Source organism: Sphaerisporangium sp. NPDC051011, from assembly GCF_040653595.1.
Taxonomy (GTDB): Bacteria; Actinomycetota; Actinomycetes; order Streptosporangiales; family Streptosporangiaceae; genus Sphaerisporangium.
In genome coordinates this window covers 1-23,866 of sequence record NZ_JBFAGG010000005.1, presented here as the reverse complement: position 1 = coordinate 23,866, position 23,866 = coordinate 1, and the positions used below count along the sequence as shown (strand labels likewise).

General features: G+C 69.5%; 25 protein-coding genes. 18 read left to right on the top strand and 7 right to left on the bottom strand.

All coding sequences use genetic code 11. The features are described 5' to 3' along the window. Positions 1–127 precede the first annotated feature (127 nt). Positions 128–358 carry a hypothetical protein gene (locus AB0H21_RS12965; protein ID WP_358515496.1) on the top strand — a complete coding sequence of 77 codons (231 nt, stop codon included), beginning with the start codon at positions 128–130 and terminating at the stop codon, positions 356–358. 80 nt (positions 359–438) lie between these two features. Then, positions 439–885 carry a nitroreductase/quinone reductase family protein gene (locus tag AB0H21_RS12960; protein WP_358515493.1) on the top strand — a complete coding sequence of 149 codons (447 nt, stop codon included), beginning with the start codon at positions 439–441 and terminating at the stop codon, positions 883–885. Positions 886–990: 105 nt separating this feature from the next. Here the strand turns inward: AB0H21_RS12960 and AB0H21_RS12955 are convergent, their stop codons facing one another. Further along, positions 991–1,335, bottom strand: a complete 345-nt coding sequence (locus tag AB0H21_RS12955) for a M23 family metallopeptidase (RefSeq protein ID WP_358515490.1) — start codon at positions 1,333–1,335, stop codon at positions 991–993. On the opposite strand from AB0H21_RS12955, the gene AB0H21_RS12950 reads away from it, so the two are divergent. The 7 genes from AB0H21_RS12950 (at position 1,261) to AB0H21_RS12920 (ending at position 8,797) form a co-directional block, all read left to right on the top strand. Next, positions 1,261–1,467 (top strand): hypothetical protein, encoded by a 207-nt coding sequence (locus AB0H21_RS12950; RefSeq protein WP_358516564.1) that lies wholly within the window; start codon positions 1,261–1,263, stop codon positions 1,465–1,467. The genes AB0H21_RS12955 and AB0H21_RS12950 overlap by 75 nt on opposite strands. Before the next feature lie 1,155 nt (positions 1,468–2,622). Beyond that, positions 2,623–3,843: a CoA transferase gene (locus AB0H21_RS12945; RefSeq protein ID WP_358516537.1), complete on the top strand. Its 1,221-nt coding sequence runs from the start codon at positions 2,623–2,625 to the stop codon at positions 3,841–3,843. 432 nt (positions 3,844–4,275) lie between these two features. Continuing rightward, positions 4,276–5,223: a 30S ribosomal protein S2 gene (gene rpsB, locus AB0H21_RS12940; protein ID WP_358515487.1), complete on the top strand. Its 948-nt coding sequence runs from the start codon at positions 4,276–4,278 to the stop codon at positions 5,221–5,223. Between the two features lie 118 nt (positions 5,224–5,341). After that, entirely contained in the window at positions 5,342–6,175 is an 834-nt protein-coding gene (gene tsf / locus AB0H21_RS12935) for a translation elongation factor Ts (protein WP_358515484.1), read from the top strand. Between the two features lie 136 nt (positions 6,176–6,311). After that, positions 6,312–7,010 (top strand): UMP kinase, encoded by a 699-nt coding sequence (gene pyrH, locus AB0H21_RS12930; RefSeq protein WP_358516535.1) that lies wholly within the window; start codon positions 6,312–6,314, stop codon positions 7,008–7,010. Between the two features lie 9 nt (positions 7,011–7,019). Continuing rightward, complete coding sequence (gene frr, locus AB0H21_RS12925; RefSeq protein WP_358515481.1) at positions 7,020–7,577, top strand: ribosome recycling factor; 558 nt, start codon at positions 7,020–7,022, stop codon at positions 7,575–7,577. Positions 7,578–7,822: 245 nt separating this feature from the next. Continuing rightward, a complete protein-coding gene (locus AB0H21_RS12920) occupies positions 7,823–8,797 on the top strand; it encodes a phosphatidate cytidylyltransferase (protein WP_358515478.1) in 975 nt (324 codons plus the stop codon). A gap of 7 nt (positions 8,798–8,804) precedes the next feature. On the opposite strand, the gene AB0H21_RS12915 is transcribed toward AB0H21_RS12920, so the two are convergent. Further along, positions 8,805–9,842 carry a suppressor of fused domain protein gene (locus AB0H21_RS12915; protein ID WP_358515476.1) on the bottom strand — a complete coding sequence of 346 codons (1,038 nt, stop codon included), beginning with the start codon at positions 9,840–9,842 and terminating at the stop codon, positions 8,805–8,807. A 107-nt stretch (positions 9,843–9,949) separates the two neighbouring features. Here AB0H21_RS12915 and rlmN point away from each other — a divergent pair, with 107 nt between their 5' ends. Then, positions 9,950–11,053, top strand: a complete 1,104-nt coding sequence (gene rlmN / locus AB0H21_RS12910; RefSeq protein ID WP_358515474.1) for a 23S rRNA (adenine(2503)-C(2))-methyltransferase RlmN — start codon at positions 9,950–9,952, stop codon at positions 11,051–11,053. Positions 11,054–11,088: 35 nt separating this feature from the next. Here rlmN and AB0H21_RS12905 read toward each other — a convergent pair whose 3' ends face one another. Continuing rightward, complete coding sequence (locus AB0H21_RS12905; protein WP_358515471.1) at positions 11,089–11,343, bottom strand: hypothetical protein; 255 nt, start codon at positions 11,341–11,343, stop codon at positions 11,089–11,091. A gap of 369 nt (positions 11,344–11,712) precedes the next feature. Here AB0H21_RS12905 and rnhA point away from each other — a divergent pair, with 369 nt between their 5' ends. After that, a complete protein-coding gene (gene rnhA, locus AB0H21_RS12900; protein WP_358515468.1) occupies positions 11,713–12,192 on the top strand; it encodes a ribonuclease HI in 480 nt (159 codons plus the stop codon). 75 nt (positions 12,193–12,267) lie between these two features. Here the strand turns inward: rnhA and AB0H21_RS12895 are convergent, their stop codons facing one another. From AB0H21_RS12895 to AB0H21_RS12885, 3 genes are all read right to left on the bottom strand, one after another. Next, a complete protein-coding gene (locus AB0H21_RS12895; RefSeq protein WP_358515465.1) occupies positions 12,268–13,068 on the bottom strand; it encodes a methyltransferase domain-containing protein in 801 nt (266 codons plus the stop codon). A 156-nt stretch (positions 13,069–13,224) separates the two neighbouring features. Further along, positions 13,225–13,908 (bottom strand): hypothetical protein, encoded by a 684-nt coding sequence (locus AB0H21_RS12890; protein ID WP_358515463.1) that lies wholly within the window; start codon positions 13,906–13,908, stop codon positions 13,225–13,227. Beyond that, complete coding sequence (locus tag AB0H21_RS12885) at positions 13,905–14,651, bottom strand: ABC transporter ATP-binding protein (protein ID WP_358515460.1); 747 nt, start codon at positions 14,649–14,651, stop codon at positions 13,905–13,907. The genes AB0H21_RS12890 and AB0H21_RS12885 overlap by 4 nt, the downstream gene beginning before the upstream one ends. A 111-nt stretch (positions 14,652–14,762) precedes the next feature. Between AB0H21_RS12885 and AB0H21_RS12880 the strand changes: the two genes are divergently transcribed. Further along, positions 14,763–15,770, top strand: coding sequence for a DivIVA domain-containing protein (locus tag AB0H21_RS12880; RefSeq protein ID WP_358515458.1), 1,008 nt, complete (start codon positions 14,763–14,765; stop codon positions 15,768–15,770). 129 nt (positions 15,771–15,899) lie between these two features. Here the strand turns inward: AB0H21_RS12880 and AB0H21_RS12875 are convergent, their stop codons facing one another. Continuing rightward, complete coding sequence (locus tag AB0H21_RS12875; protein WP_358515455.1) at positions 15,900–16,403, bottom strand: Lrp/AsnC family transcriptional regulator; 504 nt, start codon at positions 16,401–16,403, stop codon at positions 15,900–15,902. 216 nt (positions 16,404–16,619) lie between these two features. Between AB0H21_RS12875 and AB0H21_RS12870 the strand changes: the two genes are divergently transcribed. From AB0H21_RS12870 to AB0H21_RS12845, 6 genes are all read left to right on the top strand, one after another. Next, complete coding sequence (locus AB0H21_RS12870) at positions 16,620–18,053, top strand: aminobutyraldehyde dehydrogenase (protein ID WP_358515452.1); 1,434 nt, start codon at positions 16,620–16,622, stop codon at positions 18,051–18,053. Between the two features lie 62 nt (positions 18,054–18,115). Further along, complete coding sequence (locus AB0H21_RS12865; RefSeq protein WP_358515449.1) at positions 18,116–19,279, top strand: ABC transporter ATP-binding protein; 1,164 nt, start codon at positions 18,116–18,118, stop codon at positions 19,277–19,279. Further along, positions 19,276–20,532, top strand: a complete 1,257-nt coding sequence (locus AB0H21_RS12860) for a spermidine/putrescine ABC transporter substrate-binding protein (protein ID WP_358515446.1) — start codon at positions 19,276–19,278, stop codon at positions 20,530–20,532. Before AB0H21_RS12865 ends, AB0H21_RS12860 begins: the two co-directional genes overlap by 4 nt. A gap of 4 nt (positions 20,533–20,536) precedes the next feature. Continuing rightward, complete coding sequence (locus tag AB0H21_RS12855) at positions 20,537–21,391, top strand: ABC transporter permease (RefSeq protein WP_358515443.1); 855 nt, start codon at positions 20,537–20,539, stop codon at positions 21,389–21,391. Continuing rightward, a complete protein-coding gene (locus AB0H21_RS12850; protein WP_358515441.1) occupies positions 21,388–22,239 on the top strand; it encodes an ABC transporter permease in 852 nt (283 codons plus the stop codon). The genes AB0H21_RS12855 and AB0H21_RS12850 overlap by 4 nt, the downstream gene beginning before the upstream one ends. Before the next feature lie 84 nt (positions 22,240–22,323). Then, positions 22,324–23,718, top strand: a complete 1,395-nt coding sequence (locus tag AB0H21_RS12845) for an FAD-dependent oxidoreductase (protein ID WP_358515438.1) — start codon at positions 22,324–22,326, stop codon at positions 23,716–23,718. The last annotated feature ends 148 nt before the right edge of the window (positions 23,719–23,866 follow it).

The window sequence follows — 23,866 nt, the reverse complement described above, 5'->3', positions numbered from 1 at the left end:
GTTGGCGGACTCGTCGGTGCGCTGGTCGCCGCTCGGCCATCCCTAGGCGCCGGCGTGGGCTCGCACGAGTGATCATCGGCCGCGCGCTCGGGGATCGGCACCAATGCCAGCGGCAGAGGGGCGGAGCTTGACCTACGTGGATACTGTCGAGGCGGCGGTCGCCAAGGCCAGGCCCGGGGCCTTCGCGGTCACCGGATACACCTCCGAACGGGCGGCTCGCACGGCGCTGCTGGACCGCGAGGCGGACGGGGTGCTCGTCCCCCAGAGCGGCAAGCTGATCGTCGCAGGCGCGGCGGGACGGACGCCGAGCGTGCGGGCCTGCACGTCCTGTGGCCGACGCGTGGCCGGCGGTTCGTGAACAGCCGGCCGCCTGCCAGTGAAAATCCGGGGAGCGAGTAGCGTGGGGCCTGGAGCGATCAAGACCTCAGGGGGCATCCGATGTCGACACCGCACGACCAACTGGCCTTCAACCGTTCGATCATCGAGGAGTTCCGGTCCGGGAACGGGCAGGTCAAGAACGACATGCTCAAGGACGTGCCGCTGGTTCTGCTCACCACCACCGGCGCCCGCACCGGTCGGTCACGCACGACGCCCCTGGGCTTCCTGACCGACGGCCCTGGCCGTATCGTCCTCTGGGCGTCCGCCATGGCGGCTCCGTCGCACCCGGCTTGGTACCACAATCTGGTCGCCAACCCCCATGTGACCATCGAGCTGAGGACCGACGCCGGTGTGCTGAAGACCTTCCAGGGCGTGGCCACGACTGCCCAAGGGGCGGAGCGTGAGCGTCTGTTCGCCGTCCTCCAGGCGGCCAACCCCGGCGTCGCGGACCATCAGACGCGAACCGAACGCGAAATCCCTCTCGTCATCGTCGAGTACACGGACTGAGCGTCAGCTACACGGACTGATCACCCTCCGCAGACATCTACACGCGCTCGCCCGTCATCACCGGGCCGTGGTGAGCGGCTCCTGGAGTCGTGGCCGCTCACGGCGTTATGGCGGTCCGAGCGGCGGATCTGCCAGGGGTGTCGCGTCGGGACCAGGAGAGGGTGACCACCTTGGCAGGAGGCGTACCTGGCCGAGGCCGATCAGGAGAAGAGCGTCCAGGTAGCGGGTCCGGTTGATCAGGCCCCAGTGGAGGCATGAGGTGGGGCAGTGGCCGTTGCCCGGCTCCACCGAGCCGATGACGTCGCCGAGGCGCACGACCTGCCCGCGCCGGACCGAGGCGCGAACCGGCAGGTAGGTCGTTCGTAGGCCCTCAGCGTGGATGATCATCACGACGCCACGGCCCGCGAGGGGATCCGCGTACCCGACGATGCCGTCACCGGCCGCTCTCACCTGCTGCCCTGGCCTCGCGTCGAGGTCGACCCCGCGATGACCCGCGTACCACGGCTGGGCCGGTGGGGAGAAGCGACGCAGGGCCCGCCGGTAGGGGACGTCGAGCGGCAGCCGCCAGCGGGGCCGCTCTGAAGGCGCTGGGCCGACGGCGTGCGCCGGACGAGCTTGAACGCCCTGGTCCGGCGTGCTTGAGCTGGATGGCGAACGGCCCGGCGAGGCCATTTGGAATGGCGAACGGCGCGGCGCGGCCAGAGGGGGAGGTGAACCGTCCGGCGTGATCAGAGAGGCTGGTGAACGGCCCGGCGTGGCGGGGGTGGACGGGGAACGGGCACCTGAATCCGGCTCTGTCACCTCTCGGGGGCGGTGTCCGATGACGGGGCGGGGCGGTGGCGGCACCGATGCGCTACCCATGACAGCCTCGGCTTCATGACCATGCCGAGGGACGGCGGCCACGGCCGGAACGGCGGACGCCAGGCATGGAAGGCCCGCCGTGGCCGCCACGGCAACGGTGACCGTGACGAGGAACACCGCCGTGAGGCGAATTGAGACCTGAGGCACACGAGCACACTGACGCATAGGGCCGGTGCGTAGACGGGTCGAACGCGATTCTGTGGACAAGTCCTGAGGACGGACGCGAACGACTCGGACTCGTGCGGCGAAACGCGCGCCCGGTTGTGGATGACCAGAAGCGTCCGGGCGGCAGGGAAGGCGAAGGTGGGGAGGGGCATGGAGGGCGCCGGGATGGCGGGGCGGGGTGTTGGAAAGGCCATCGCCGAGATCGTCCGGGATCTGGGCGCGGGAGTTGGTCTCGATCTTCCGGCCGTCGAGGTGACCGGTGAGGATCCGGTTCTGCCCTCCGTGTTCCGGGTGGGGACGGCGGCAGCCGCCACGGTCGGCGCCGTGACGGCGGCCGTCTCGTTGTTCTGGCGATCTGGGGGAAGTCCGGACGGCTCGCCGTCCGGGGCGAACGCCGCCGACGGATCCCCGAACACAGGCCCGTCGGACGGACCTCGCGGCCCAGAGGCGGCTCACGGGCCCCTGGGCCCAGGCGTGGCAGGCAGTTGTCGGGACCCAGGCGGAACAGGCGCCCGTCCGGCCCCAGGTGATGTAACTGCGGGCCCAGGTATGACCGGTCGGCCTGCGGAGCCAGGCATGACGGGCGGCTCTCCTCATCCAAGCGCGATGGGTGGATCCCCGGCGTCGGGGCCGGGTGACAGGCCCTTCGGCCCTGGGCCGACCGTGGCCGCAGCGCGGCGTCGTGATCGGGCGGGGAAGGTGACCGTGGACATGCGGGAGGCGGCGATCGCCTTCCGGGACGAGCGGTACTTCCGGGTGGGCGGTGAGGTGGCGGCTATGTGGGCGCCGTTGTCGGGGGACTACCGCACGGCTGACGGGTGGGCCCGTCTGCACTGTAATTTCGACCACCACCGGGATGCCGCGTTGCGTGCGCTCGGACTTCCCCTCGACGCGGACGAAGCGGCGGTCGCCGAGGCGTGCGCCGGCCGGACGGCGCTGGACGTGGAGGAGGCGGTCACCGAGGCGGGGGGTTGCGCGGCCGCGATGCGGAGCCGTGCCGAGTGGAAGGCCCACCCACAGAGTGCCGCCGTGGCGGACACGCCGCTGATGGCGATCGGACGCATGGACGATCACGGTTCACGGGCCGCCCCCGGTCTGCCCGGAACAGACACCGGCCTCGGGGCGGATACCGAGCCTGGGGCAGACGTCGCGCCCGCGGGGGTGGGTGGGGGGCCGCTCGGAGGGGTTCGGGTGCTCGATCTGACGAGGGTGATCGCCGGGCCTGTGGCGAGCCGCGCGCTCGCCGCCTACGGGGCCGACGTGCTCCGAGTGGGCGCCGCGCATCTGCCTGAGGTACCGGGGCTGGTCGTGAGCACGGCACTCGGCAAGCGATCGTGTGAGATCGACCTTCGGACGCGCGAGGGAGCCGCCACGTTCAGGGAACTCGTCGCCGGAGCGGACGTCCTCATTCAGGCGTACCGGCCAGGGGCGCTGGCCGCGCTGGGGTTCGGCCCGGACGACCTCGCCGCTATCAGGCCCGGCATCGTATGTGTCGACATATCCGCTTACGGGACGCGCGGCCCGTGGGCAGGACGGCGCGGCTTCGACAGCCTGGTGCAGATGGCGACCGGAATCGCCCACGAGGGCGGGGACGGCGACCGCCCCGTCCCGCTGCCCGCCCAGGTCCTGGACCACGCCACGGGCTGGCTCGCCGCGCTCGGAGCTCTGGCCGGCCTCCAGCGCCGCCGTTCCGAGGGCGGCTCGTGGCATGTGGAGCTGGCCCTCGCCCGCGTCGCCCAATGGCTGGACGGGCTGGGCCGCGTGGACGGCCGGGACGTCGCCGAGCCCGACGCGTCGGACCTTCTGGAGACGATGCACACCCCGCAGGGACGGCTGACCTATGTCCGCGCGCCAGGTGTCATCGGCGACCTCAGGCCACGCTGGACCTCGCCGCCCCCCGGCCGTGGTGAGCACCCGCCCGCATGGTGGTGACCCACCCCGCAGCGAGCGACCGCCGGACGGAATCCTCTCGCGGGCTGTGATCGTCTTCGGTCGGGATCCGGTGAGGTGCGGCCGTGCTGAGGCCTGATCGGTGAGGGCGTCACTCCGGGGGTGATGATCGCTACGGAGGGTGGTGATCTTAGAGGGGGGCTTGGTGCGGAGGGAGCTCAAGGAGGGTGTCGGCGGGTGGCCGGGTGGGGGAGGGCGGGCGTTCGCGTGGCCGGGGGGAGGTCGGGTTCCGGGTACACTTTTTGATGGCTCGTCAGGCGGGCCGACTTCGCACGCCCACAGGCGAATCGTCCTCTCGGTCCGGGTCGCCGACCCGGATAGGACGACTCAGGGCGTCAGGGCGAAGGCCGCAGGCCTTCGCGCACAACCGAGACACGCGTCTTCAACGGCGCTCTACCCAGGAGGACCATACACATGGCCCCCGTCGTCACCATGCGGCAGATGCTCGAGAGCGGTGTTCACTTCGGGCACCAGACCCGTCGCTGGAACCCGAAGATGAAGCGCTTCATCCTCACGGAGCGCAACGGCATCTACATCATCGACCTGCAGAAGTCGCTGTCCTACATCGACCGCGCCTACGACTTCGTCAAGGAGACGGTCGCCCACGGCGGCACCATCCTGTTCATCGGCACCAAGAAGCAGGCCCAGGAGGCCATCGCCGAGCAGGCCGCGCGGGTCGGCATGCCGTACGTCAACCAGCGCTGGCTGGGTGGCATGCTCACCAACTTCTCCACCGTCCACAAGAGGCTTCAGCGTCTGAAGGAGCTCGAGGAGCTCGACTTCGACAACGTGGCAGGCTCCGGGCTCACCAAGAAGGAGCTCCTGATGCGCCGCCGCGAGAAGGACAAGCTCGAGCGCACCCTCGGCGGCATCCGCGACATGTCCCGCGTCCCCAGCGCGGTGTGGGTCGTCGACACCAAGAAGGAGCACATCGGGATCAGCGAGGCCCGCAAGCTGAGCATCCCGGTCGTCGCGATCCTCGACACCAACTGCGACCCCGACGAGGTCGACTACCCGATCCCGGGCAACGACGACGCGATCCGCGCCGTCAGCCTGCTCACCCGCGTGATCGCCGACGCGGTCGCCGACGGCCTGATGGCCCGTGCCGGTGCGACGCGCGGTGACGACAAGCCGTCCGGTGCCGCCGCCGAGCCGCTGGCCGAGTGGGAGCGCGAGCTGCTCGCGCGCTCGGACGAGGAAGCCACCGCTCAGGACGCCGCGCCCGCCGCCGAGGCTCCGGCGCAGGAGGCCGCCGCCGAGGCCCCCGAGGCTCCGGCGCAGGAGGCCGCCGCCGAGGCTCCGGTGCAGGAGGCCGCCGCCGAGGCCGCCGCGCCCGCCGAGGGCACCGACCAGCAGGGCTGAGTCTCGCCTCAGGTCGTGCGGGAATCGTCCGCCCGGCCGGCAAGGCTCCTTCCGGGTGGGTGTGCCTGACGCGGCGCACCCACCCGATCCACGACGACATCTCGACGAGGAAAAGACAATGGCTTCCGTGAACATGGCCGACGTCAAGCGGCTTCGTGAGCTCACCGCCGCCGGAATGATGGACTGTAAGAAGGCCCTGGAGGAGTCGGACGGCGACTTCGACAAGGCCGTCGACTTCCTTCGCGTCAAGGGCGCCAAGGACGTCGGCAAGCGCGAGACGCGCACCGCCTCCAACGGCCTGATCGCCGTCAAGCACGAGGGCGACTCCCTCGCCGCCCTCCTTGAGCTGAACTGCGAGACGGACTTCGTCGCCAAGGGCGAGCGCTTCCAGGAGTTGGCCGCCCTCGTCGTCGGCCACATCCTCGCCGCCCGGCCGTCCGACGTGCCGGCGCTGCTCGACTCCGAGATCGACGGCAAGAGCGTCAAGGAGCACCTCGACGAGGCCAACGCGGCCCTGGGCGAGAAGATCGAGATCCGCCGGTTCACGGTGCTGGACGGCGGCTACATCGTGTCCTACATGCACAAGACCGACCCGCAGCTTCCCCCGGCCGTGGGCGTGCTGATCCAGCTCGACGGCTCGAACGCCGACGTCGCCAAGGACATCGCCCAGCACACCGCGGCGATGGCTCCGAAGTACCTCAGCCCGAACGCCGTCCCGGCCGACGTGGTCGAGAAGGAGCGCACGGTCTTCGAGCAGATGACCCGCGAGGAAGGCAAGCCGGAGGCCGCGATCGCCAAGATCGTCGACGGCCGCATCAACGGCTGGTACAAGGACTTCACGCTGGTCGAGCAGTCGTTCGTCAAGGACCCCAAGAAGACGATCGGCAAGTACGCGTCTGAGGCGGGTGTGAAGGTCCTGGCCTTCGCCCGCTACAAGGTCGGTCAGGCATAGGCTTAGCCCAAAGGAAGCTGACCAGCTGAGAACCGTCAACGAGGAGGCCGCCGCCGTGCAGGAGAACCAACGACCCGCTACGTCGGCGGCTTCGTCGTTCAAGTCGTACAACTGGCCGCTTCGCTGGAAGCGCGTCATGCTGAAACTGTCCGGTGAGGCGTTCGCGGGCGCCGAGCCGCTCGGAATCGACCCCGTGGTGGTCGCCAAGCTCGCCGACTCGGTCGCCGAGGCGGTGCGCGAGGGCGTCCAGGTCGCCGTCGTCGTCGGCGGCGGCAACATGTTCCGCGGCGCCGCGCTGTCCGAGCGCGGCATGGAACGCGCCCGCGCCGACTACATGGGCATGCTGGGCACGGTCATCAACTGTCTCGCCCTGCAGGACTTTCTGGAGAAGCGGGGCATCGAGACCCGCGTCCAGACCGCGATCACGATGCAGCAGGTCGCCGAGCCCTTCCTGCCCCGGCGGGCGATCCGCCACCTGGAGAAGGGGCGTGTGGTGATCTTCGGTGCGGGCCTCGGCTCGCCGTTCTTCTCCACCGACACCTGCGCCGCCCAGCGCGCGCTGGAGATCGGTGCCGAGGCGCTGCTCAAGGGCACCCAGGTCGACGGGGTCTACGATTCCGATCCCCGAAAGAACCCCGACGCCGTCCGCTTCGACCAGCTCGAGTACAGCGAGGTCCTCACGCGGGGCCTCGGGGTGATGGATGCCACGGCGATCAGCCTGTGCATGGACAACGGCCTGCCCATCGTGGTCTTCGACCTCATGGGCGAGGGCAACATCCTGCGGGCGGTCCGCGGTGAAAAGATCGGCACGCTGGTGAGTCCGGCAGGGAAATAGGGAGCCGCTGTGATCGACGAAACCCTCTTCGAAGCCGAGGAGAAGATGGACAAGGCGGTCGCGGTCGCCAAGGAGGACTTCGCGGCGATCCGCACCGGCCGGGTCAGCCCGTCGATGTTCAACAAGATCAATGTTGACTACTACGGGTCTCCGACGCCGGTGCAGCAACTGGCCTCGTTCCACGTCCCCGAAGCCCGCATGGTCATCATCCAGCCCTACGACAAGGGCTCGATGGGCGCCATCGAGAAGGCCATCCGTGACAGCGACCTCGGGGTGAACCCCGGCAACGACGGCGCGGTGATCCGCGTGGTGTTCCCCGAGCTGTCGGAGGAGCGCCGCCGCGAGTACATCAAGGTCGCGCGGAACAAGGCCGAGAGCAGCAGGGTCTCGGTGCGCAACATCCGCCGCCACGCCAAGGAGACCCTCGACAAGATGGTCAAGGACGGCGAGGCGGGCGAGGACGAGGTCCGCCGCGCCGAGAAGGAGCTCGACGACCTCACGCACAAGCACGTCGCCAAGATCGACGAGCTTCTCAAGCACAAGGAAGCCGAGCTGCTCGAGGTCTGAGCGCGCATCAGCCACGGTCAGGTAGGGGCGCTGCCACTCCGGTGCCTGCCGCGGGTGGGGCGCCTCGCCGCGCCGGGCCCATCGCGCTCCCTCCCCGCCGTCGCGGCGGGCCAGGCGTAGTGGGCCGTCGAGCGTGGCCGGCGGTACGAGGGTGGGAAACTGTGGAAGGTACGACGGCGGACGGTACCGGGCCGGCACCAGGTCGGCGGTCCGGGGCGCGTCCGCCCGCGGCTCCAGGCGGCCGTGTGGAAGGCCCTGAGGGGGGCGCCGACACCTCCTCCGCGGGAGGCGGCGACATCGGGGCTTCCGGCCCGGCGGGGCTCGTGCGGGCGCAGGCCAACGGCACCGCCCACGACGATGGAGTGGGCGACCCTGGGGACCACGGCCCGGTCCCGGCGGCCGGAAAGCCGAACGGCATTCGTACGGGCCGCAACCTCCCGGCTGCGATCGGCGTGGGCCTAGCGCTGGGGGCCGCCGTCCTCGGCACCCTCTACACGCAGAAGGCCCTTTTCCTCCTGGTGATCGGCGCGGCCGTCGGCATCGGCGTGGTGGAGATGATCCGCGCGTTCGGCGTGCGGGACATCCAGGTGCCGCTGAAGCTCCAGTTGACGGGCCTGGCCGCGATGCTCGCCGGGGCGTACTGGGGCGGCCCGATCTGGTTGCTGGGCGCGTTCACGATCACCGTGCTGATCATGCTCTGCGAGCGGATGTTCAAGGGCGTGGACGGCTACGTCAGGGACGCCGCGGGAAGCGTCCTTACCTCGGTGTACCCCTCCCTGATCGCCGGGTTCGTGCCGCTGATGCTGGCCAAGCCGGACGGTGCCGACCGCGTGGTGCTCTTCATCGCCGTCACGGTGTCCAGCGACATCGGCGGCTACTTCGCGGGCATCCTGTTCGGCAGGCACAAGATGTCGATCATCAGCCCGAAGAAGACCTGGGAGGGTTTCGCGGGGTCCATCCTCGCCTGTGTGATCTGCGGGTCGCTTTTGATGCGGTTCCTGCTCGACGGCCAGTACTGGCAGGGCGCGATCATCGGTGTCGTTGCGGCCGTGTGCGCCACCCTCGGCGACCTGGTCGAGTCGGTCATCAAGCGCGATCTCGGCATCAAGGACATGGGCAGCCTGCTCCCCGGGCACGGCGGCCTGATGGACCGCCTGGACTCCCTGCTCGCGACGCTCGTCCCGATCTGGCTGCTCCTGGCGGCCTTCCTGCCGGGCTGAGAGGGCTTCAGAGGATCCGCCCGGGCAACGACAGCGACAGGGCCTCGTGCCCGCGTTCGGCGGCGATCCGCAGTTCGTGGTCGGTCAGCGGGATCAGCCAGAGCCAGCGCACCTCGTCGCCCCCGAACGTGAACCCCGACAGATCGGGCAGCCCGGGGATGGTGTCCAGCATCAGCACGCCCTCGTAGCCGCGGCCGAGCGGGAAGGTCGCCGGGGCGCCGTACCAGCGGGCGGTGTGGCCATGCCCGAGCCAGGTGATCGAGTGCCACGGGTACCGCGCCAGCCACAGGAACACCTGAGCCGCCTCCGCGGGCTCTCCCCGGGTGGCGATGGCCAGTTCGATGCGGGCGTAGGCGTCGGGCCGGTCGATGTACTGCTCCACGGTCGGCATGCGCTGGCAGCTCATCCCGACCGTCGACAGCACCGTGTAGCCGTTCTGCGGGCGCTCGGTGATGCCCACGGTGGGGAGCCGGTCCCCGCCGATGTCCCAGTACCGCGCCGGCGGGCCGACCCGCGTGTCCAGGTGGCTCATGACGAACTGCTGGAACGACTGCCACGCGCCGTCGCCGTGCCGCCATTCCCAGTACGAACGGGCCTTGGCGATCCGCGGCGCCAGCCCCTCCAGGGCCTCGTCCAGGGACCACGCGAACGGGGACTCGCCGACCGCGTCCCTGGCGTATCCGGGCATTCCGCGCTCCAGGTCCGCCCAGCCGGGAATGACCGCCAGGAGATCGCCGTTGCGAAACAGGGCCGCCCCGTCGCCCTCCTCGAACCAGAGCACCTCCAGTTCGGCGGCCGTGAACGGCGCTGTGCCCTCCGGGAGGCGCGTGTTGGCCACGGGCATGACGGGAGCGTGGCCCCGGCCGATCTGGTCCATGTCGACGAAGGGTGGCGCCTGTCCATGGTTGGCGAGCCACACGGCGCCGTGGATCCCGCCGTCGGCGCCGCGCAGGTAAGCTACCGAGGACGCCCCCTCGTACTCGACGGTCACCATGCGACTGCCATAAGGGCTGGTGTCGGTGAGGACGACATCGGTGGTGCCCAACGCCTATCCGCCTTTCCGGTGTACGTCTCCCGTTCGGCCGTGGATCGCAATAGATCACAACAAGGGGCTGTGTAGTGCAGCTTCCGGCAAACTGTTAAGAGAAGGACATGTCCGCCGAGCTAACCTTTGTCGCCCCCCGGCGTGCGAAACCATCCCGCCACCTCGCTGACCTGACGATGGCCGAGCGGCGTACGGCCGTCGCCGAGCTGGGGGAGAAGCCGTTCCGCGCCGAGCAGCTCTCGCGGCACTACTTCGAGCGGCTCACCACCGACCCGGCGCACATGACCGACCTCCCCGCCGCGTCCCGCGACCGCCTCGTGACGAGCCTGATGCCCGGCCTGCTCACCTCGGTCAGAGAGATCACCTGCGACGGCGGCACGACCCGGAAGACCCTGTGGAAGCTCTTCGACGGCGCCCTGGTCGAGTCGGTCCTGATGCGCTATCCCGACCGGGTGACCATATGCGTGTCCTCCCAGGCAGGATGCGGCATGAACTGCCCCTTCTGCGCCACGGGACAGGCCGGGCTGACCCGGAACATGTCGACCGCCGAGATCGTCGAGCAGGTCGTCGCGGGCGCCCGCGCGCTGGCCCGCGATGAGGTGCCCGGAGGTCCGGGGCGGGTGAGCAACATCGTCTTCATGGGCATGGGGGAGCCGCTCGCCAACTACAAGGCGGTCATCGGCGCCGTCCGGCGCATCACCGAACCCGCCCCCGAGGGGCTCGGCATCTCCGCCCGGGGGGTCACGGTCTCGACGGTCGGGCTCGTCCCGGCGATCGAGAAGCTCGCGAACGAAGGGCTGCCCGTGACGCTCGCCGTCTCCCTGCACGCCCCCGACGACGAGCTGCGCGACACGCTGGTGCCGGTCAACACCCGCTGGAAGGTCGCCGAGGTCCTGGACGCGGCCTGGAACTACGCGGCCATCACCAAGCGCCGCGTCTCCATCGAATACGCCCTGATCAAGGACATCAACGACCACGAGTGGCGGGCCGACCTGCTGGGCCGCCTGCTCAAGGGCAAGCTCGTCCACGTCAACCTGATCCCGCTCAACCCGACCCCGGGCTCGAAGTGGACCGCCTCGCGGCCCGAGGACGAGCGCGCGTTCGTCCGTCGCCTGGAGTCCCACGGCGTCGCCGTCACCGTCCGTGACACGCGCGGCCGCGAGATCGACGGCGCCTGCGGCCAGCTCGCCGCCGCCACCCCGGAGTCCTAGCCTGGCCGGCACATCCGATCGCGGAGGTGCCGGCCTCAGATGTATCTGAAGGCGTTGACGATCAGGGCCAGAAGGGCCAGCGTCACCGCGCCGATGAAAATCATGCGCCGCACCGCCGCCCAGGCCGAGGATTTCGCTCCGGGGATTTTGTCCGCGGCCTCTTTGGCGGTTTGGATGGCTTTGCCCCAGCCCGCCCAGGTGTCCACGGTCCGCTGGAAATTACGACCCACGACGAACAGAATCGTCGCGACGATCACAATGATCAGCACACGCCCGTCGGGGCTGTCCATGGAGGCCTCCTGCCTGGGGAGAGGGCGTTCGGCTCCCAAAGTTATTGCACGGTCGACTGGCTCGGCAGAGAAAACATAATTTGAGCCTGCTTTGCCGTGTGCCTAGATTTGTGTATCCATATAATTGTTCACCATTTGCGGCTTTGCGGATGAACTGTGGTCGTATAGTCGTATTACCCTTTTGGTCGACGTGCCGCAGATGCGAGTTGTTGGTCACTGATTGAGATGAATGTCTATAGGGTCGTCCGGATACTCGAACGCGATTTCTTCTCGAGCGGCAAGGGGCAGTGTGAGGCGGCCCTTGACTCATGTTCAGGCCGCATAATGGCATGACAGGCGCTGACCGCGAGACCGATGGAGTAGGAGGACGTGCCGGCTGTGGAGGGCCAGGAGCAGGTGGCCGGTCGGGTCGTGGACATATACACCGACGGCGCGTGTAGGGGTAACCCGGGCCCAGGCGGCTGGGGGGCGGTGTTGCGCTACCGCCACACAGAGAAGGAGATCTACGGCGGTGAGGTCGGTACGACCAACAACCGCATGGAACTCATGGCCGCCATCATGGCCCTGGAGATCCTCACCCGGCCGGTTACCGTCCGCCTGCACACCGACAGCACATATGTCCGCAATGGCATCACCCAGTGGCTACACGGCTGGAAGCGCAACGGTTGGCAGACGGCCGGCAGGCAGCCGGTCAAGAATATGGACCTCTGGCAACGCCTCGACGTGGCGGCCGCTCGGCACACCGTCGAGTGGCTCTGGGTCAAGGGCCACGCGGGCCACCCCGAGAACGAACGCGCCGATGCCCTCGCGCGCCGCGGCCTCGAGCAGGTCCTTAACGCCTCCAGGTGAGCGGATCAGCTGTACGAGTCATTGCATTGGTGACAGCCGGCGGCCCCGGCTGAGGGTCGGGGGCCGTGTGGTCCGTCAGGCTCGGCAGATGATTTCTCCGTGCAGGACGGTGAACCAGCCGTCGTCGGACGCTCCCCACGCGCGCCAGCCGTCCGCGATGCGCTCCAGATCGGGGCGGGTGGCGAAGCCGTACGAGACGATCTGCTCGGCCATGGCCGAGGACGTGATGCGCTCGGCCCACAGGCCGCTCCACCACGCGCGGTCGGCCGGGGTGGCGAAACACCACACCGCGCCGGAGGCGGTGATGTCGCTGAACCCGGCCTGGCGAGCCCAGGACAGCAGGCGACGGCCCGCGTCGGGCTCGCCCCCGTTGGCGCGCGCCACCCGGTGGTACAGGTCCTGCCACTCGTCCAGGGCGGGCACCTGCGGATACCAGGTGAAGGTGGCGTAGTCGGAGTCGCGCGCGGCGACGATGCCGCCGGGCCTGCAGACGCGCCGCATCGCGACCAGCGCGCCGACCGGGTCGGCGACGTGCTGCAACACCTGGTGGGCGTGGACGATGTCGAACGACCCCTCCGGGTACTCCAGCCGGTACACGTCCCCGGCCTCGTAGACGACGTTCCGCAGCCCACGCCCCGCCGCGACGTCCCTGGCCTGCGCCAGGACTCCTTCGGCGGTGTCGATCCCCGTGACCTGCCCCGGAGCCACCACCTCCGCCAGATCGGCCGTGATCGTCCCCGGCCCGCACCCGACGTCGAGCAGGGACATTCCGGACCGCAGGTGCGGCAGCAGGTACGCGGCCGAGTTGGCGGCCGTGCGCCAGGTGTGCGAGCGCAGCACCGACTCGTGGTGACCGTGCGTGTAGACGGCGGACATGCCGATCAACTCCTCTGGGATCCGAACCGCTGCCAGCCTACGCTGGTGTCCACGATACGAGCGAGTATGTCTCGCATTTCGAGATGACCAAGCCGAAACGGCGCCGCCCCCTCGCGACGGGACGTCCCGGCGAGGAGGCGGTCTCGGAAGGAAGGGCTACGGGCGGGTGCGGCGTAGGTAGGTGTACGTGAGGAAGGCCAGCGTGCACCACGCGAGGGTGATGGCGGCGAGGCCGGGGAGGGCGGAGGTCAGGAAGGCCGGTCGCCCGGCGTCGCGCATCCAGCTGATCAGCGGGACGGTCAGCCACGTGACGGGGGCCAGGCTGATCAGGAGCATCGCGACGTAGGCGCCGAGCATGACGAGCGTGGACGTCGCCTGGTCGCGCAGGATCGGGCGGCTGGACAGCGCGCCCAGGGCGGTGCCGGTGAGCAGGGAGAGGACGTGCAGGGCCAGCCCGCCGGCCACCACCGCCCCGCCCGGCGTGACGGCGAAGCCGATGCCGAGGGGGGCGAGGACGGCCAGGCAGGCGAGGACGGCGTTCACCGCGGCCGAGGCGAGCAGGCCGGCCGTCACCTCGCGGCCGGGACGTCCGGAGGCCGTCACCGAGAGGAGGCGCTGGACGTCCGGCTCGGTATCGAGCAGGCCCCGCGCCGCCCAGGCGAAGACCGGGACCAGCAGGGCGGCGGAGTCGCCGTACGAGGAGAGCTCGTGGCCGGCCAGGACGCGCGTCGAGTACAGGATGATCAGGATGGCCAGCAGTCCCACGAACGGCTGGACGATCCGGTGGGAGCGCAGGTACGCGGCGGTCTTGAACCGCGCGAGCATCAAGGTCGGCTTCATCCTGGCACTCCTCGGATGTGGGCGTCGTAGCCGTCGGCGCGCAGTTTCTGGGCCACCGTGTCCGCCTCGTCCGCTTCCACCAGGACCTCGATCACGGCTTTGCCTGATATATCGGAAATATCGGTCAGGGCGCGGTCGGTGGGCGCGATGAGGCGGACGGTGTTGTTCTCGACGGCGAGGCGGGTGAGGCCGGGGTGGTCCGCCAGGCCGCTCTGGTGATCGCTGACGACGACGATGCCCCCGGCGGCGGCGACCTCCTCGATGATCCTGGGCAGTTCGGCGCGGGTCTGCGCGTCCAGGCCGGAGAAGGGCTCGTCCATGACCAGCAGGCCGGGCGGCGCGAGGAGGGCCTGCGCGAGCCCCACCTTGTGCGCGCTCCCCTTGGAGAGGTCGCCGAGCGGAATGTCCAGCAGGGATGTCATGCCGAGGCGCTCGGCCCACGGCGCGACGGCGGACGTGGACACGCCCCGGACGGCGGCCATGTGGGCGAGGTAGGCGGCGACCGTGAACGGCTGGCCCACGGGAAAGATCTCGGGCGCGTATCCGACGATCGGCGGGCGGTCGGCGATCGTGCCCCGGGTCGGGCGCGTCGTGCCGGCGAGGAGTCTCAGGAGGGTCGATTTGCCGGCGCCGTTGCGGCCGGTGACTTCGGCGACCGTGCCGGGCGGCAGGTCGAGACGCACGTCGTGGAGCACCCAGGGGGCGCGGCGGGCGTAGCGGAATGAGAGGTTCGCGAGCCGCATAGATCAGGAAGCTTACTCCCCTAGGGCTGACTGCCTGGATTTCCTTAAGTCATCCAATAAGAATGGTAAAGAGGATACGTATGCGGGGGCTGTGAACCGGGAGGACGCGGTTTGAACCGCTTTCCACGTGTACTTGCGTTACGCACCGGATACGACCCCGGGCAGGTCGATGCTCTCATCCGGCGGATCGAGGCGACCCTGGGCCGGGGCGCGCTGGAGGGCCCTCCGGTGACGGCGGACGAGATCCGCATGGCGGGCTTCGGCGCCAAACGCGGCGGCTACAACGAGATGGCGGTCGACTACGCGCTGGACGCCTTCGTGGTGGCCGTGGAGACCTTGCCCTTTCGTCCCGCGATGACCGCCGGGGCCGCCGGGACCGCCATGACGACGGCGGCGACGGCAGGGCCCGGCGATGGCGGCCTGGCCAGGTTGCCCGGCATCCCGGAGCCTCGCCGGTACCCGGGAGGGCAGACGTTCCACGCCGCGCCGGTGCCCGCGTCCGAACTCGCCTACGGCGGGACGAGCGCGGGGCTGACGGACGAACCGGACGAAGAAGAGGAGGAGGCCCCGACGCTGCCCGGGATGCCCGCGGTGCGCTCAGAGGGAGGAGGCCGGCGGATCGCCGCCGCCGAGGGCAGGCCGCTCCACCCGCAGGACGTCGTCGCGCCCGTGGCGGGCGCCTGGGATCCCCTGGGACGCAACGAGCGGGTGCCCTGGACCCCGGCGCGCGCCGGGTACGGCCCTCCGGAGCCGGAGGCCGTGCGGAGCCTCCACGTCGGCCAGTCGGCCGAGGAGGCGCCGTCGGCCGACGAGGCGCTCGCCGCGGCCTGGCTGGAGGCCCAGGCGGCGAAGGTCGAGCGGATGCTCTTCCGCCGGGGACGCTTCGGAGCGGGATACCACGAGGGCCAGGTCGACATCTTCCTGGACCGCGTGGTGGCCACCCTGCGCGGCACGACCGATCTTCCGCTCACGGGGGACCAGGTCAGGGCGGCCAGGTTCGCGACGGTCCTGTTCAGGGCAGGGTACGCGGTGCCCCAGGTGGACGCCTTCCTCGCCGAGGTGGCCGACATCCTGGACCGCCGCGACGTCCTGACGGCAGAGCGGGCGCAGCGCGTCTGAGGCCGGCCGGGCGTCCCGGGCCGCCGCGCGTCCGAGCCGTCTCGCGGGCCGGGTAGCCTGGCCGGCGAAGGCGTCAGGGCAGGTCAGCGGGGTGACCCGGGCCACCGCGAGGCGCTTGGAGGAAGGAGGTCAGCGGGTGCCCCAGGAGTAGGACTGCTTGCGGAGCTTGAGGTAGACGAACGTCTCGGTGGCACGGACGGTGGGGATGGCGCGGATCTTGCCGAGGATCTCCAGCAGGTGGGAGTCGCCCTCGCAGACGACCTCGACCATGATGTCCAGCGATCCCGCGGTGAGCACGACGTAGTCGATCTCGTCGATGGACGACAGGTTGTCGGCCACCGTCTCCAGGTCGCCCTCGCACTTGATGCCGATCATCGCCTGGCGGGGGAAGCCGAGGGTGAGCGGGTCGGTCACGGCGACGATCTGCATCACCCCGGCGTCGAGGAGCCGCTGGACGCGCTGGCGCACGGCGGCCTCCGACAGTCCGACGGCCTTGCCGATGGCGGCGTAGGGCTTGCGCCCGTCCTCCTGGAGTTCCTCGATGATGCGCTTGGAGATATCGTCCAGAACCACGGGCCCCGGCCTGGCGTCGTTGTGGTTGTTGTCCCGTCGCGCTTTCGGCGGCGTGGTCATCTCCGTGCGTCCTCCCTGCGACCGGACGGCTACAGCAAGCTGATTACGTGGCCGTTCCGATGATGTTGCCGTCCTGGTGCGACATGTTGTCAGCTCACCGCGCCCTGTCAAGCGATTTCGTAGCAATTTGATATATTCGCGACGAAATCCCTTGTCGTGGCGTCCGACCTCTGTCAGAGTCGCGACAACTCAGCCCACTCACGAGGAGGTCGAGCTTTGACCACCCGTCTCCAGAACTTCATCAATGGCGAGCTCGTGGATGCCAAGAGCGGTCGGTTTTCCGATGTGATCGATCCGAGCACGGGGGAGGCCTACCTTCAGGCGCCGGTCTCCGGTCAGGAGGACGTTGACGCAGCCTACGCCGCGGCGGTCGCCGCGTTCGAGTCGTGGGGGCAGACGACGCCGGGTGAGCGTGCCGGGTACTTGTTGAAGATCGCCGACGCCATAGAAGCACGGGCCGAGGAGCTCGTCGAGGCGGAGTGCCTCAACACCGGCAAGCCGCGGGCGCGCATGGCCGAGGACGAGATCCCGCCCGCCGCCGACCACTTCCGCTTCTTCGCGGGCGCCGTGCGCACCCTGGAGGGCCCGAGCTCGGCCGAGTTCCTGGCCGACCACACCTCGGTGATCCGCCACGAGCCGATCGGCGTGATCGGGCAGGTCACCCCGTGGAACTACCCGCTGATGATGGCGGTATGGAAGATCGCCCCGGCGCTCGCCGCGGGCAACACGGTGGTGCTCAAGCCGTCCGACACCACGCCGGTCTCGACCCTGAAGATGGCCGAGATCGTCGGCGAGGTCCTCCCCGCGGGCGTTTTCAACGTCGTCGCCGGGGACCGCGAGACCGGCGCCCTGGTCGTGGGCCACCCGTCCGCGTCGATGGTCGCGATCACGGGCTCGGTGGGCGCGGGCGTGCAGGTCGCGCGGTCCGCGGCCGACGACGTGAAGCGCGTGCACCTGGAGCTCGGCGGCAAGGCGCCCGTCGTCGTCTTCGAGGACGTCAAGGACGTCGCCGCCGTGGCCGAGGCCATCGCGGGCGCGGGCCTCTACAACGCCGGCCAGGACTGCACGGCGGCCTGCCGCGTGCTGGTCCACGAGAGCATCCACGAGCCGTTCGCGGCGGCCCTGGCCGAGGCGGCCGCGGCCACCAAGACCGGCCTCTACGGCGACGAGGACGCGTACTACGGCCCGCTCAACAACGCCGCCCACCTCGCCCGCGTCGAGGGGTTCCTGGAGCGCGTCCCCGGCCACGCGAAGGTCCTCACCGGGGGCAGGCGCATCGGGGAGAAGGGTTACCTGTTCGAGCCGACCGTCGTGGACGGCCTGCGGCAGGACGACGAGATGGTGCAGACCGAGGTGTTCGGCCCGGTCATCACGATCCAGACGTTCAGCGACGAGGCCGACGCGCTCGCCAAGGCCAACGACGTGAAGTACGGCCTGTCGGCGTCGGTGTGGACGTCCGACCACGGGCGGGCGATGCGCCTGTCCCGGCGGCTGGACTTCGGCGTGGTCTGGGTGAACACCCACATCCCGTTCGTCTCGGAGATGCCCCACGGCGGCTTCAAGCACTCGGGCTACGGCAAGGACCTGTCGGTCTTCAGCCTGCACGACTACAGCCGCGTGAAGCACGTCATGCACTACATCGGTGAATGACCACCTGCCCCGCGCGCCGTATCGGTGCACGGATTCAGATTTCAGATGAGGGATAGCCTGGAATGACCGATATCCAGGCGGGCAAGGAGGCGGCCGCTCCGGCCGCCTCCGACATCTCCCCGGTGCCCGCCATCGAACTCGACGGAGTCGTCAAGGAGTACCACGCGCACGGTGAGGTCGTGCAGGCGGTCAAGGGCGTGAGCCTGTCGATCGCCGAGGGAGAGTTCTTCTCCATGCTCGGACCGTCGGGCTGCGGCAAGACCACCACCATGCGGATGATCGCCGGGTTCGAGGACCCGTCCCGGGGGACCGTACGCCTGCACGGGCAGGACGTCACCAACGTGCCGCCCAACAAGCGCGACGTGAACATGGTGTTCCAGTCCTACGCGCTGTTCCCGCACATGAACGTGTGGGAGAACGTCGCCTTCGGGCTCCGGCGCAAGCGCGTCCCCGAGCAGGAGATCAAGCGGCGGGTCGGCGAGATGCTGGAGATCGTCGACCTCACCGGCCGCGAGAACCGCCGGCCCCGGCAGATGTCGGGCGGCCAGCAGCAGCGCGTGGCGCTCGCCCGCGCCCTGGTGAACAACCCCCGGGCCCTGCTGCTGGACGAGCCGCTCGGCGCCCTCGACCTCAAGCTGCGCCAGGCCATGCAGATGGAGCTCAAGCGCATCCAGCGCGAGGTCGGCATCACCTTCGTGTACGTGACCCACGACCAGAACGAGGCGCTCACCATGAGCGACCGTATCGCCGTCATGAACGACGGCCTGGTCGAGCAGCTCGCGGGGCCGAGGGAGATCTACGAGCGCCCGGCGACCACGTTCGTCGCCGGTTTCATCGGGACGTCCAACCTGCTCAGCGGCACGGCCGACCACGTCAGCGGAGGCACTGCCGTGATCCGCGTCGCCGAGGGTGAGCGCGTGCTGGTGCCGGTCGGCGGCCAGACCCGCGAGGGCGGCCAGGTGGAGGTCACCGTCCGCCCGGAGAAGATCCGGATCTCCCGCGAGGAGCCGGCCGCGGACGTCAGCGCGGTGCGCGGCGTCGTGTCCGAGGTGGTCTATCTCGGCACCTACAACAGCTACGCCGTCAACCTTTCGAGCGGTGCAGAATTCACGGTGTTCGAGCAGAACGCCCGGGACAGCAGCATCACGGCGGAGCGCGGTGAATCCGTCTGGTTGTCATGGCAGCCGCAGCACTCGTACGCGATTGGAAGTCGAACCACCTCATGACCAGCCCTCCACGTGATCTCGCGTTCCTGCGCGGCCTGACGCAGAGCCGCACCCGATCCTCCCTCACCCGCCGTGACGCGCTGCGCCTCGGAGGGCTGTCCGCCGCCGCGCTGGGCCTGGCCGCGTGCGGAGTCCAGGGGAAGAAGGTCGAGCCTCCGAAAGCGAGCGCCGCCGCCGGGTACTGGGCGGACAAGAAGAAGAACGGCGTCCTGCGGTGGGCCAACTGGCCGCTGTACATGGAGAAGAAGGGGAACTCCTACCCGACCCTGGAGGCGTTCACCAAGGACACCGGCATCCAGGTGACCTACCAGGAGGCCATCCAGGACAACTCCACCTGGTTCGGCAAGATCCAGCCGCAGCTCGCCGCCGGGCAGGACATCGGCTTCGACATGATGGTGATCACGAACGGCATCCACCTCGGCCGGGCCATGGCGCTCGGCTACCTGGTCCCGCTCGACCACTCCAAGCTGCCGACGTTCAACGCCAACGTGGGGGCCAAGTACAAGAACCCGTCCTACGACCCGGGCAACACCTACACCGTGCCCTGGCAGTCGGGCCTGACGGGCATCGCGTACAACCCGAAGTACGTCGACGGGGACATCACCAGCATCGAGGAGCTGTGGAACCCCAAGTACAAGGGCAAGGTCGGCATGATGATCGACACCCAGGAGATCGCGAACTTCGCGTTGTTCGCGCTGGGCATCGACCCGGACAAGTCCGTGCAGGCCGACTGGGAGAAGGCCGGGCAGAAGCTCCAGCAGCAGCGCGACGCCGGTCTCGTCCGCAAGTACTACGAGAACGACTACGTGGACGCGCTGGTCCGCGGGGACATCTGGATGTGTATGGCCTGGTCCGGCGACATCTACCAGCAGAACGCCGAGGGTCAGGACCTCAAGTTCGTCGTCCCCAAGGAGGGCGCGACGATCTGGACCGACAACATGTGCATCCCCAAGACCGCGCAGAACCCGGTCGACGCGCTGGCGATGATGGACTACGTCTACAAGCCCGAGATCGCCGCGCACCTGGCCGAGTACATCACCTACATCACCCCCGTGCCCTCGGCGCAGGAGATCATCAAGGCCGACGCCGCCAAGGCGAGCGGGGACGACAAGAAGGCCCTGGAGATGGCCGCCACCAGCCCGTTGATCTTCCCCGCCGAGTCCGACATGGCCAGGCTGCGCTCCTACAAGTCCCTGACCACGGCCGAGGAGAAGGCCTTCGAGGGGATTTTCCAGCCGATCACGCAGGGCTGACGCCATGAGACAGAAGATCGCGCCGTACCTGCTGATCCTCCCGGGCGGGCTCTGGCTGCTGTGCTTCCTGGTGGTGCCGCTGGTCTTCATGGCGTCGGTCTCCACCCAGGAGGGCGACGTCGTCAACGGCTTCGTCCAGACCTTCCACCTGGCGAACTTCGGCGACGCGCTCGGCGAGTACAAGACGCAGTTCCTGCGCTCGGCCGGGTACGGGCTGGCGGGGACGGTGCTCACCATCCTGCTCGCCTACCCGGTGGCCTACTGGATCGCCTTCAAGGCGGGCGCGCGCAAGTCGACGTACCTGCTGCTGGTGCTGCTGCCGTTCTTCGTCTCGTTCGTGCTGCGGACGGTGTCGTGGAAGTTCCTGCTCGCCGACGACGGCATCCTGCTTCAGCCGCTGAAGGACGCCGGGCTGCTGCCCGCGGACTTCCACGTGCTGCAGACGACGGTGGCGGTGATCGGCGGGCTGACGTACAACTACCTGCCGTTCATGGTGCTGCCGATCTACGTGGCGCTGGAGCGCGTGGACCCGCGGGTCGTCGAGGCGGCCCAGGACCTGTACGCGACGCGCCGCGACTCGTTCCTCAGGATCGTGCTGCCGCTGTCGCTGCCCGGGGTGTTCGCGGGCGTCCTGATGACATTCGTCCCGATGACGGCGGACTACGTGAACGCCTCGATCCTGGGCGGCCCGGCGAATACGATGATCGGTAACATCATCCAGACGGAGTACCTCGTGAACAACGACTATCCGGCTGGCGCGGCGCTGTCGTTCATCCTCATGGCGGCGATGCTCATCGGCATCTTCGCCTACGCCAAGGCCCTCGGCACCGAGAACGTCTTGGAGGCGGCGGCGCGATGAGCGGTTCACTCAGCCCGGCCCTGCCCGCCGAGGCACGGCAGGCGCACGTGGGCGTGCCGAGGCGCCCGCGCGCCCGGTGGGGCGACCGGCTGCTGTACGGCTACACGTGGCTCGTCCTGCTCTGGCTGTTCGCGCCCATCGCGGTGATGATCGCGTTCGGCTTCAACGACACCAAGAGCAAGTCGAACGTGAGCTGGCAGGGGTTCACCTTCAAGTGGTGGGGCCGGCTCGGGGACTACCCCGACCTGACAACCGCCGTCACGAACTCGATCAGCATCGCGCTGCTGGCCACGCTCATCACCACCGTGCTCGGCACGTTGATGGGCATCGCCCTCGGCCGCTACCGCTTCCGCGGGCAGGGGCCGACCAACCTGGTGATGTTCGCCGCGATCTCCTCGCCCGAACTGGTCATGGGCGCCTCGCTGCTGTCGCTGTTCATCAGCCTCGGCGTGCAGACGGGGTACGCGACGATCGTGCTGGCGCACGTGCTGTTCTCGGTGTCGTTCGTCGCGGTGACCGTGCGGGCGCGCGTGGTCGGCCTGGACGGGTCGGTGGAGGAGGCCGCGCGCGACCTCGGCGCCTCCGCCTGGATCACGTTCTGGCGGGTCACGTTCCCGATGATCCTGCCGGGCGTGGTCTCCGGCGCGCTGCTCGCCTTCGCCCTGTCGATCGACGACTTCGTCATCACGCAGTTCACCAGCGGGGCGACGATCACCTTCCCCCTGTGGATCTACGGCGCGGTCCGCATCGGCGTGCCCCCGCAGGTCAATATCCTTGGCACCCTCATCTTCGCGGTGGGCGTGGTCATCGCGGTCATCAACACCCTGACCTCGCGCCGCCGCACCTAGAGACGGGAAACACCCGCCTGGCACCGGGAACACGGCGTTCCCGGCCCAGGGAAAAACGACGCTGTTCGTTGGGACGTGAAATGTGTGGATCCGCTGAAAGCACTGGCTGACGCGGAGCGTAAGCCGTACTGGTTGGACAGTCCGGACAAACCCGAGCCGCTACCGCGGCTCTTCGACAGCACGACCGCCGACCTGGCCGTGGTCGGCGGCGGCTTCTCCGGCCTCTGGGCGGCCTTGATGGCCAAGGAACGCGACCCCTCGCTCGACGTCGTCCTGCTGGAGGGCAGGCGCGTCGGCTGGGCGGCCTCCGGCCGTAACGGAGGCTTCTGCGTCGCGAGCCTCACCCACGGGCTCGGCAACGGCCTCAGCCGCTGGCCCCGCGAGGTCTCCACGCTCGTTCGCCTGGGCGCGGAGAACCTCGACGAGATCGAGGGGACGGTCGCCAAGTACGGCATCGACTGCGCGTTCGAGCGCACCGGCGAGCTGCACGTGGCCACCGAGCCGTGGCAGCTCGACGCGATGGCGGAGGAGACCGGCATCGCCCGCGAGCTCGGCCTGGACATGCGCCTGCTCAACGCCGAGCAGGTCCGCGCCGAGGTCGACTCGCCGACCTACGTCGGAGGGCAGTGGGAGCGGGACGGCTGCGCGATGCTGGACCCGGCCCGCCTGGCGTGGGGGCTGCGCGAGGCATGCCTGTCGCTGGGCGTCCGCATCTACGAGCGCAGCCCGGTGCGCTCGCTGCGCGACGACGGCACGACCATGGAGCTGATCACCCCGCACGGTGGCGTGCGGGCGGCCCGGGTCGCGCTCGGCACGGGGGTGTTCCCGCCCTTGCTCGGACGGCTGCGCAACTTCCTGGTTCCGGTGTACGACTACGCGCTGATGACCGAGCCGCTCACGCCGGAGCAGCTCGCGTCGGTGGGCTGGCACAACCGGCAGGGCGTCGGCGACGGCGGGAACCAGTTCCACTACTACCGGCTCACCACGGACAACCGTATCCTGTGGGGCGGGTACGACGCGGTGTACTTCAACGGGGGCAGGGTCAGGCAGGAGTACGAGCAGAGGGACGCGACGTTCGCGACCCTGGCCGCGCACTTCTACACCACCTTCCCCCAGCTCGCCGGAGTGCGGTTCACGCACCGCTGGGGCGGGGTGATCGACACCTGCAGCCGCTTCAGCGCGTTCTTCGGCACGGCGCACAAGGGGCGGCTCGCCTACGCGGTCGGGTACACCGGGATGGGCGTGGGCGCGACGCGGTTCGGCGCCAACGTCATGCTGGACCTGCTGGAGGGTGAGCCGACCGAGCGCACCGAGCTGCGCATGGTGCGCGAGAAGCCGATACCGTTCCCGCCGGAGCCGATCCGCTCGGGCGTCATCCAGCTCACCCGGTGGTCGATCGCCCAGGCGGACGCCCACCAGGGGCGGCGCAACCTGTGGCTGCGCACGCTCGACCGGCTGGGACTCGGCTTCGACTCCTGAGAACCCGCCGTGCCGGAGGCGCGGTCATAAGTGCTGTTCGGGGCGCGGCGGTGTTCTGGAGTCCTCGCGGGCAAGGGTGAGGAACGATCCCTTGCCCGCGAGGGCGCACCAGCGCCGGGTGCCCGCCCACCAGCTCCCCCAGCTTCGC

Excerpts from the sequence above, each read along its gene's own strand:
- AB0H21_RS12885 (WP_358515460.1), bottom strand. The coding sequence starts at position 14,651 with ATGCGGCTCGCGAACCTCTCATTCCGCTACGCCCGCCGCGCCCCCTGG.
- AB0H21_RS12850 (WP_358515441.1), top strand. The coding sequence starts at position 21,388 with ATGAGCGGTTCACTCAGCCCGGCCCTGCCCGCCGAGGCACGGCAGGCG.
- tsf (WP_358515484.1), top strand. The coding sequence starts at position 5,342 with ATGGCTTCCGTGAACATGGCCGACGTCAAGCGGCTTCGTGAGCTCACC.
- rpsB (WP_358515487.1), top strand. The coding sequence starts at position 4,276 with ATGGCCCCCGTCGTCACCATGCGGCAGATGCTCGAGAGCGGTGTTCAC.
- AB0H21_RS12865 (WP_358515449.1), top strand. The coding sequence starts at position 18,116 with ATGACCGATATCCAGGCGGGCAAGGAGGCGGCCGCTCCGGCCGCCTCC.
- AB0H21_RS12945 (WP_358516537.1), top strand. The coding sequence starts at position 2,623 with ATGCGGGAGGCGGCGATCGCCTTCCGGGACGAGCGGTACTTCCGGGTG.
- AB0H21_RS12855 (WP_358515443.1), top strand. The coding sequence starts at position 20,537 with ATGAGACAGAAGATCGCGCCGTACCTGCTGATCCTCCCGGGCGGGCTC.
- AB0H21_RS12860 (WP_358515446.1), top strand. The coding sequence starts at position 19,276 with ATGACCAGCCCTCCACGTGATCTCGCGTTCCTGCGCGGCCTGACGCAG.
- AB0H21_RS12895 (WP_358515465.1), bottom strand. The coding sequence starts at position 13,068 with ATGTCCGCCGTCTACACGCACGGTCACCACGAGTCGGTGCTGCGCTCG.
- pyrH (WP_358516535.1), top strand. The coding sequence starts at position 6,312 with ATGCTGAAACTGTCCGGTGAGGCGTTCGCGGGCGCCGAGCCGCTCGGA.
- AB0H21_RS12875 (WP_358515455.1), bottom strand. The coding sequence starts at position 16,403 with ATGACCACGCCGCCGAAAGCGCGACGGGACAACAACCACAACGACGCC.
- rlmN (WP_358515474.1), top strand. The coding sequence starts at position 9,950 with ATGTCCGCCGAGCTAACCTTTGTCGCCCCCCGGCGTGCGAAACCATCC.
- AB0H21_RS12905 (WP_358515471.1), bottom strand. The coding sequence starts at position 11,343 with ATGGACAGCCCCGACGGGCGTGTGCTGATCATTGTGATCGTCGCGACG.
- AB0H21_RS12890 (WP_358515463.1), bottom strand. The coding sequence starts at position 13,908 with ATGAAGCCGACCTTGATGCTCGCGCGGTTCAAGACCGCCGCGTACCTG.
- AB0H21_RS12960 (WP_358515493.1), top strand. The coding sequence starts at position 439 with ATGTCGACACCGCACGACCAACTGGCCTTCAACCGTTCGATCATCGAG.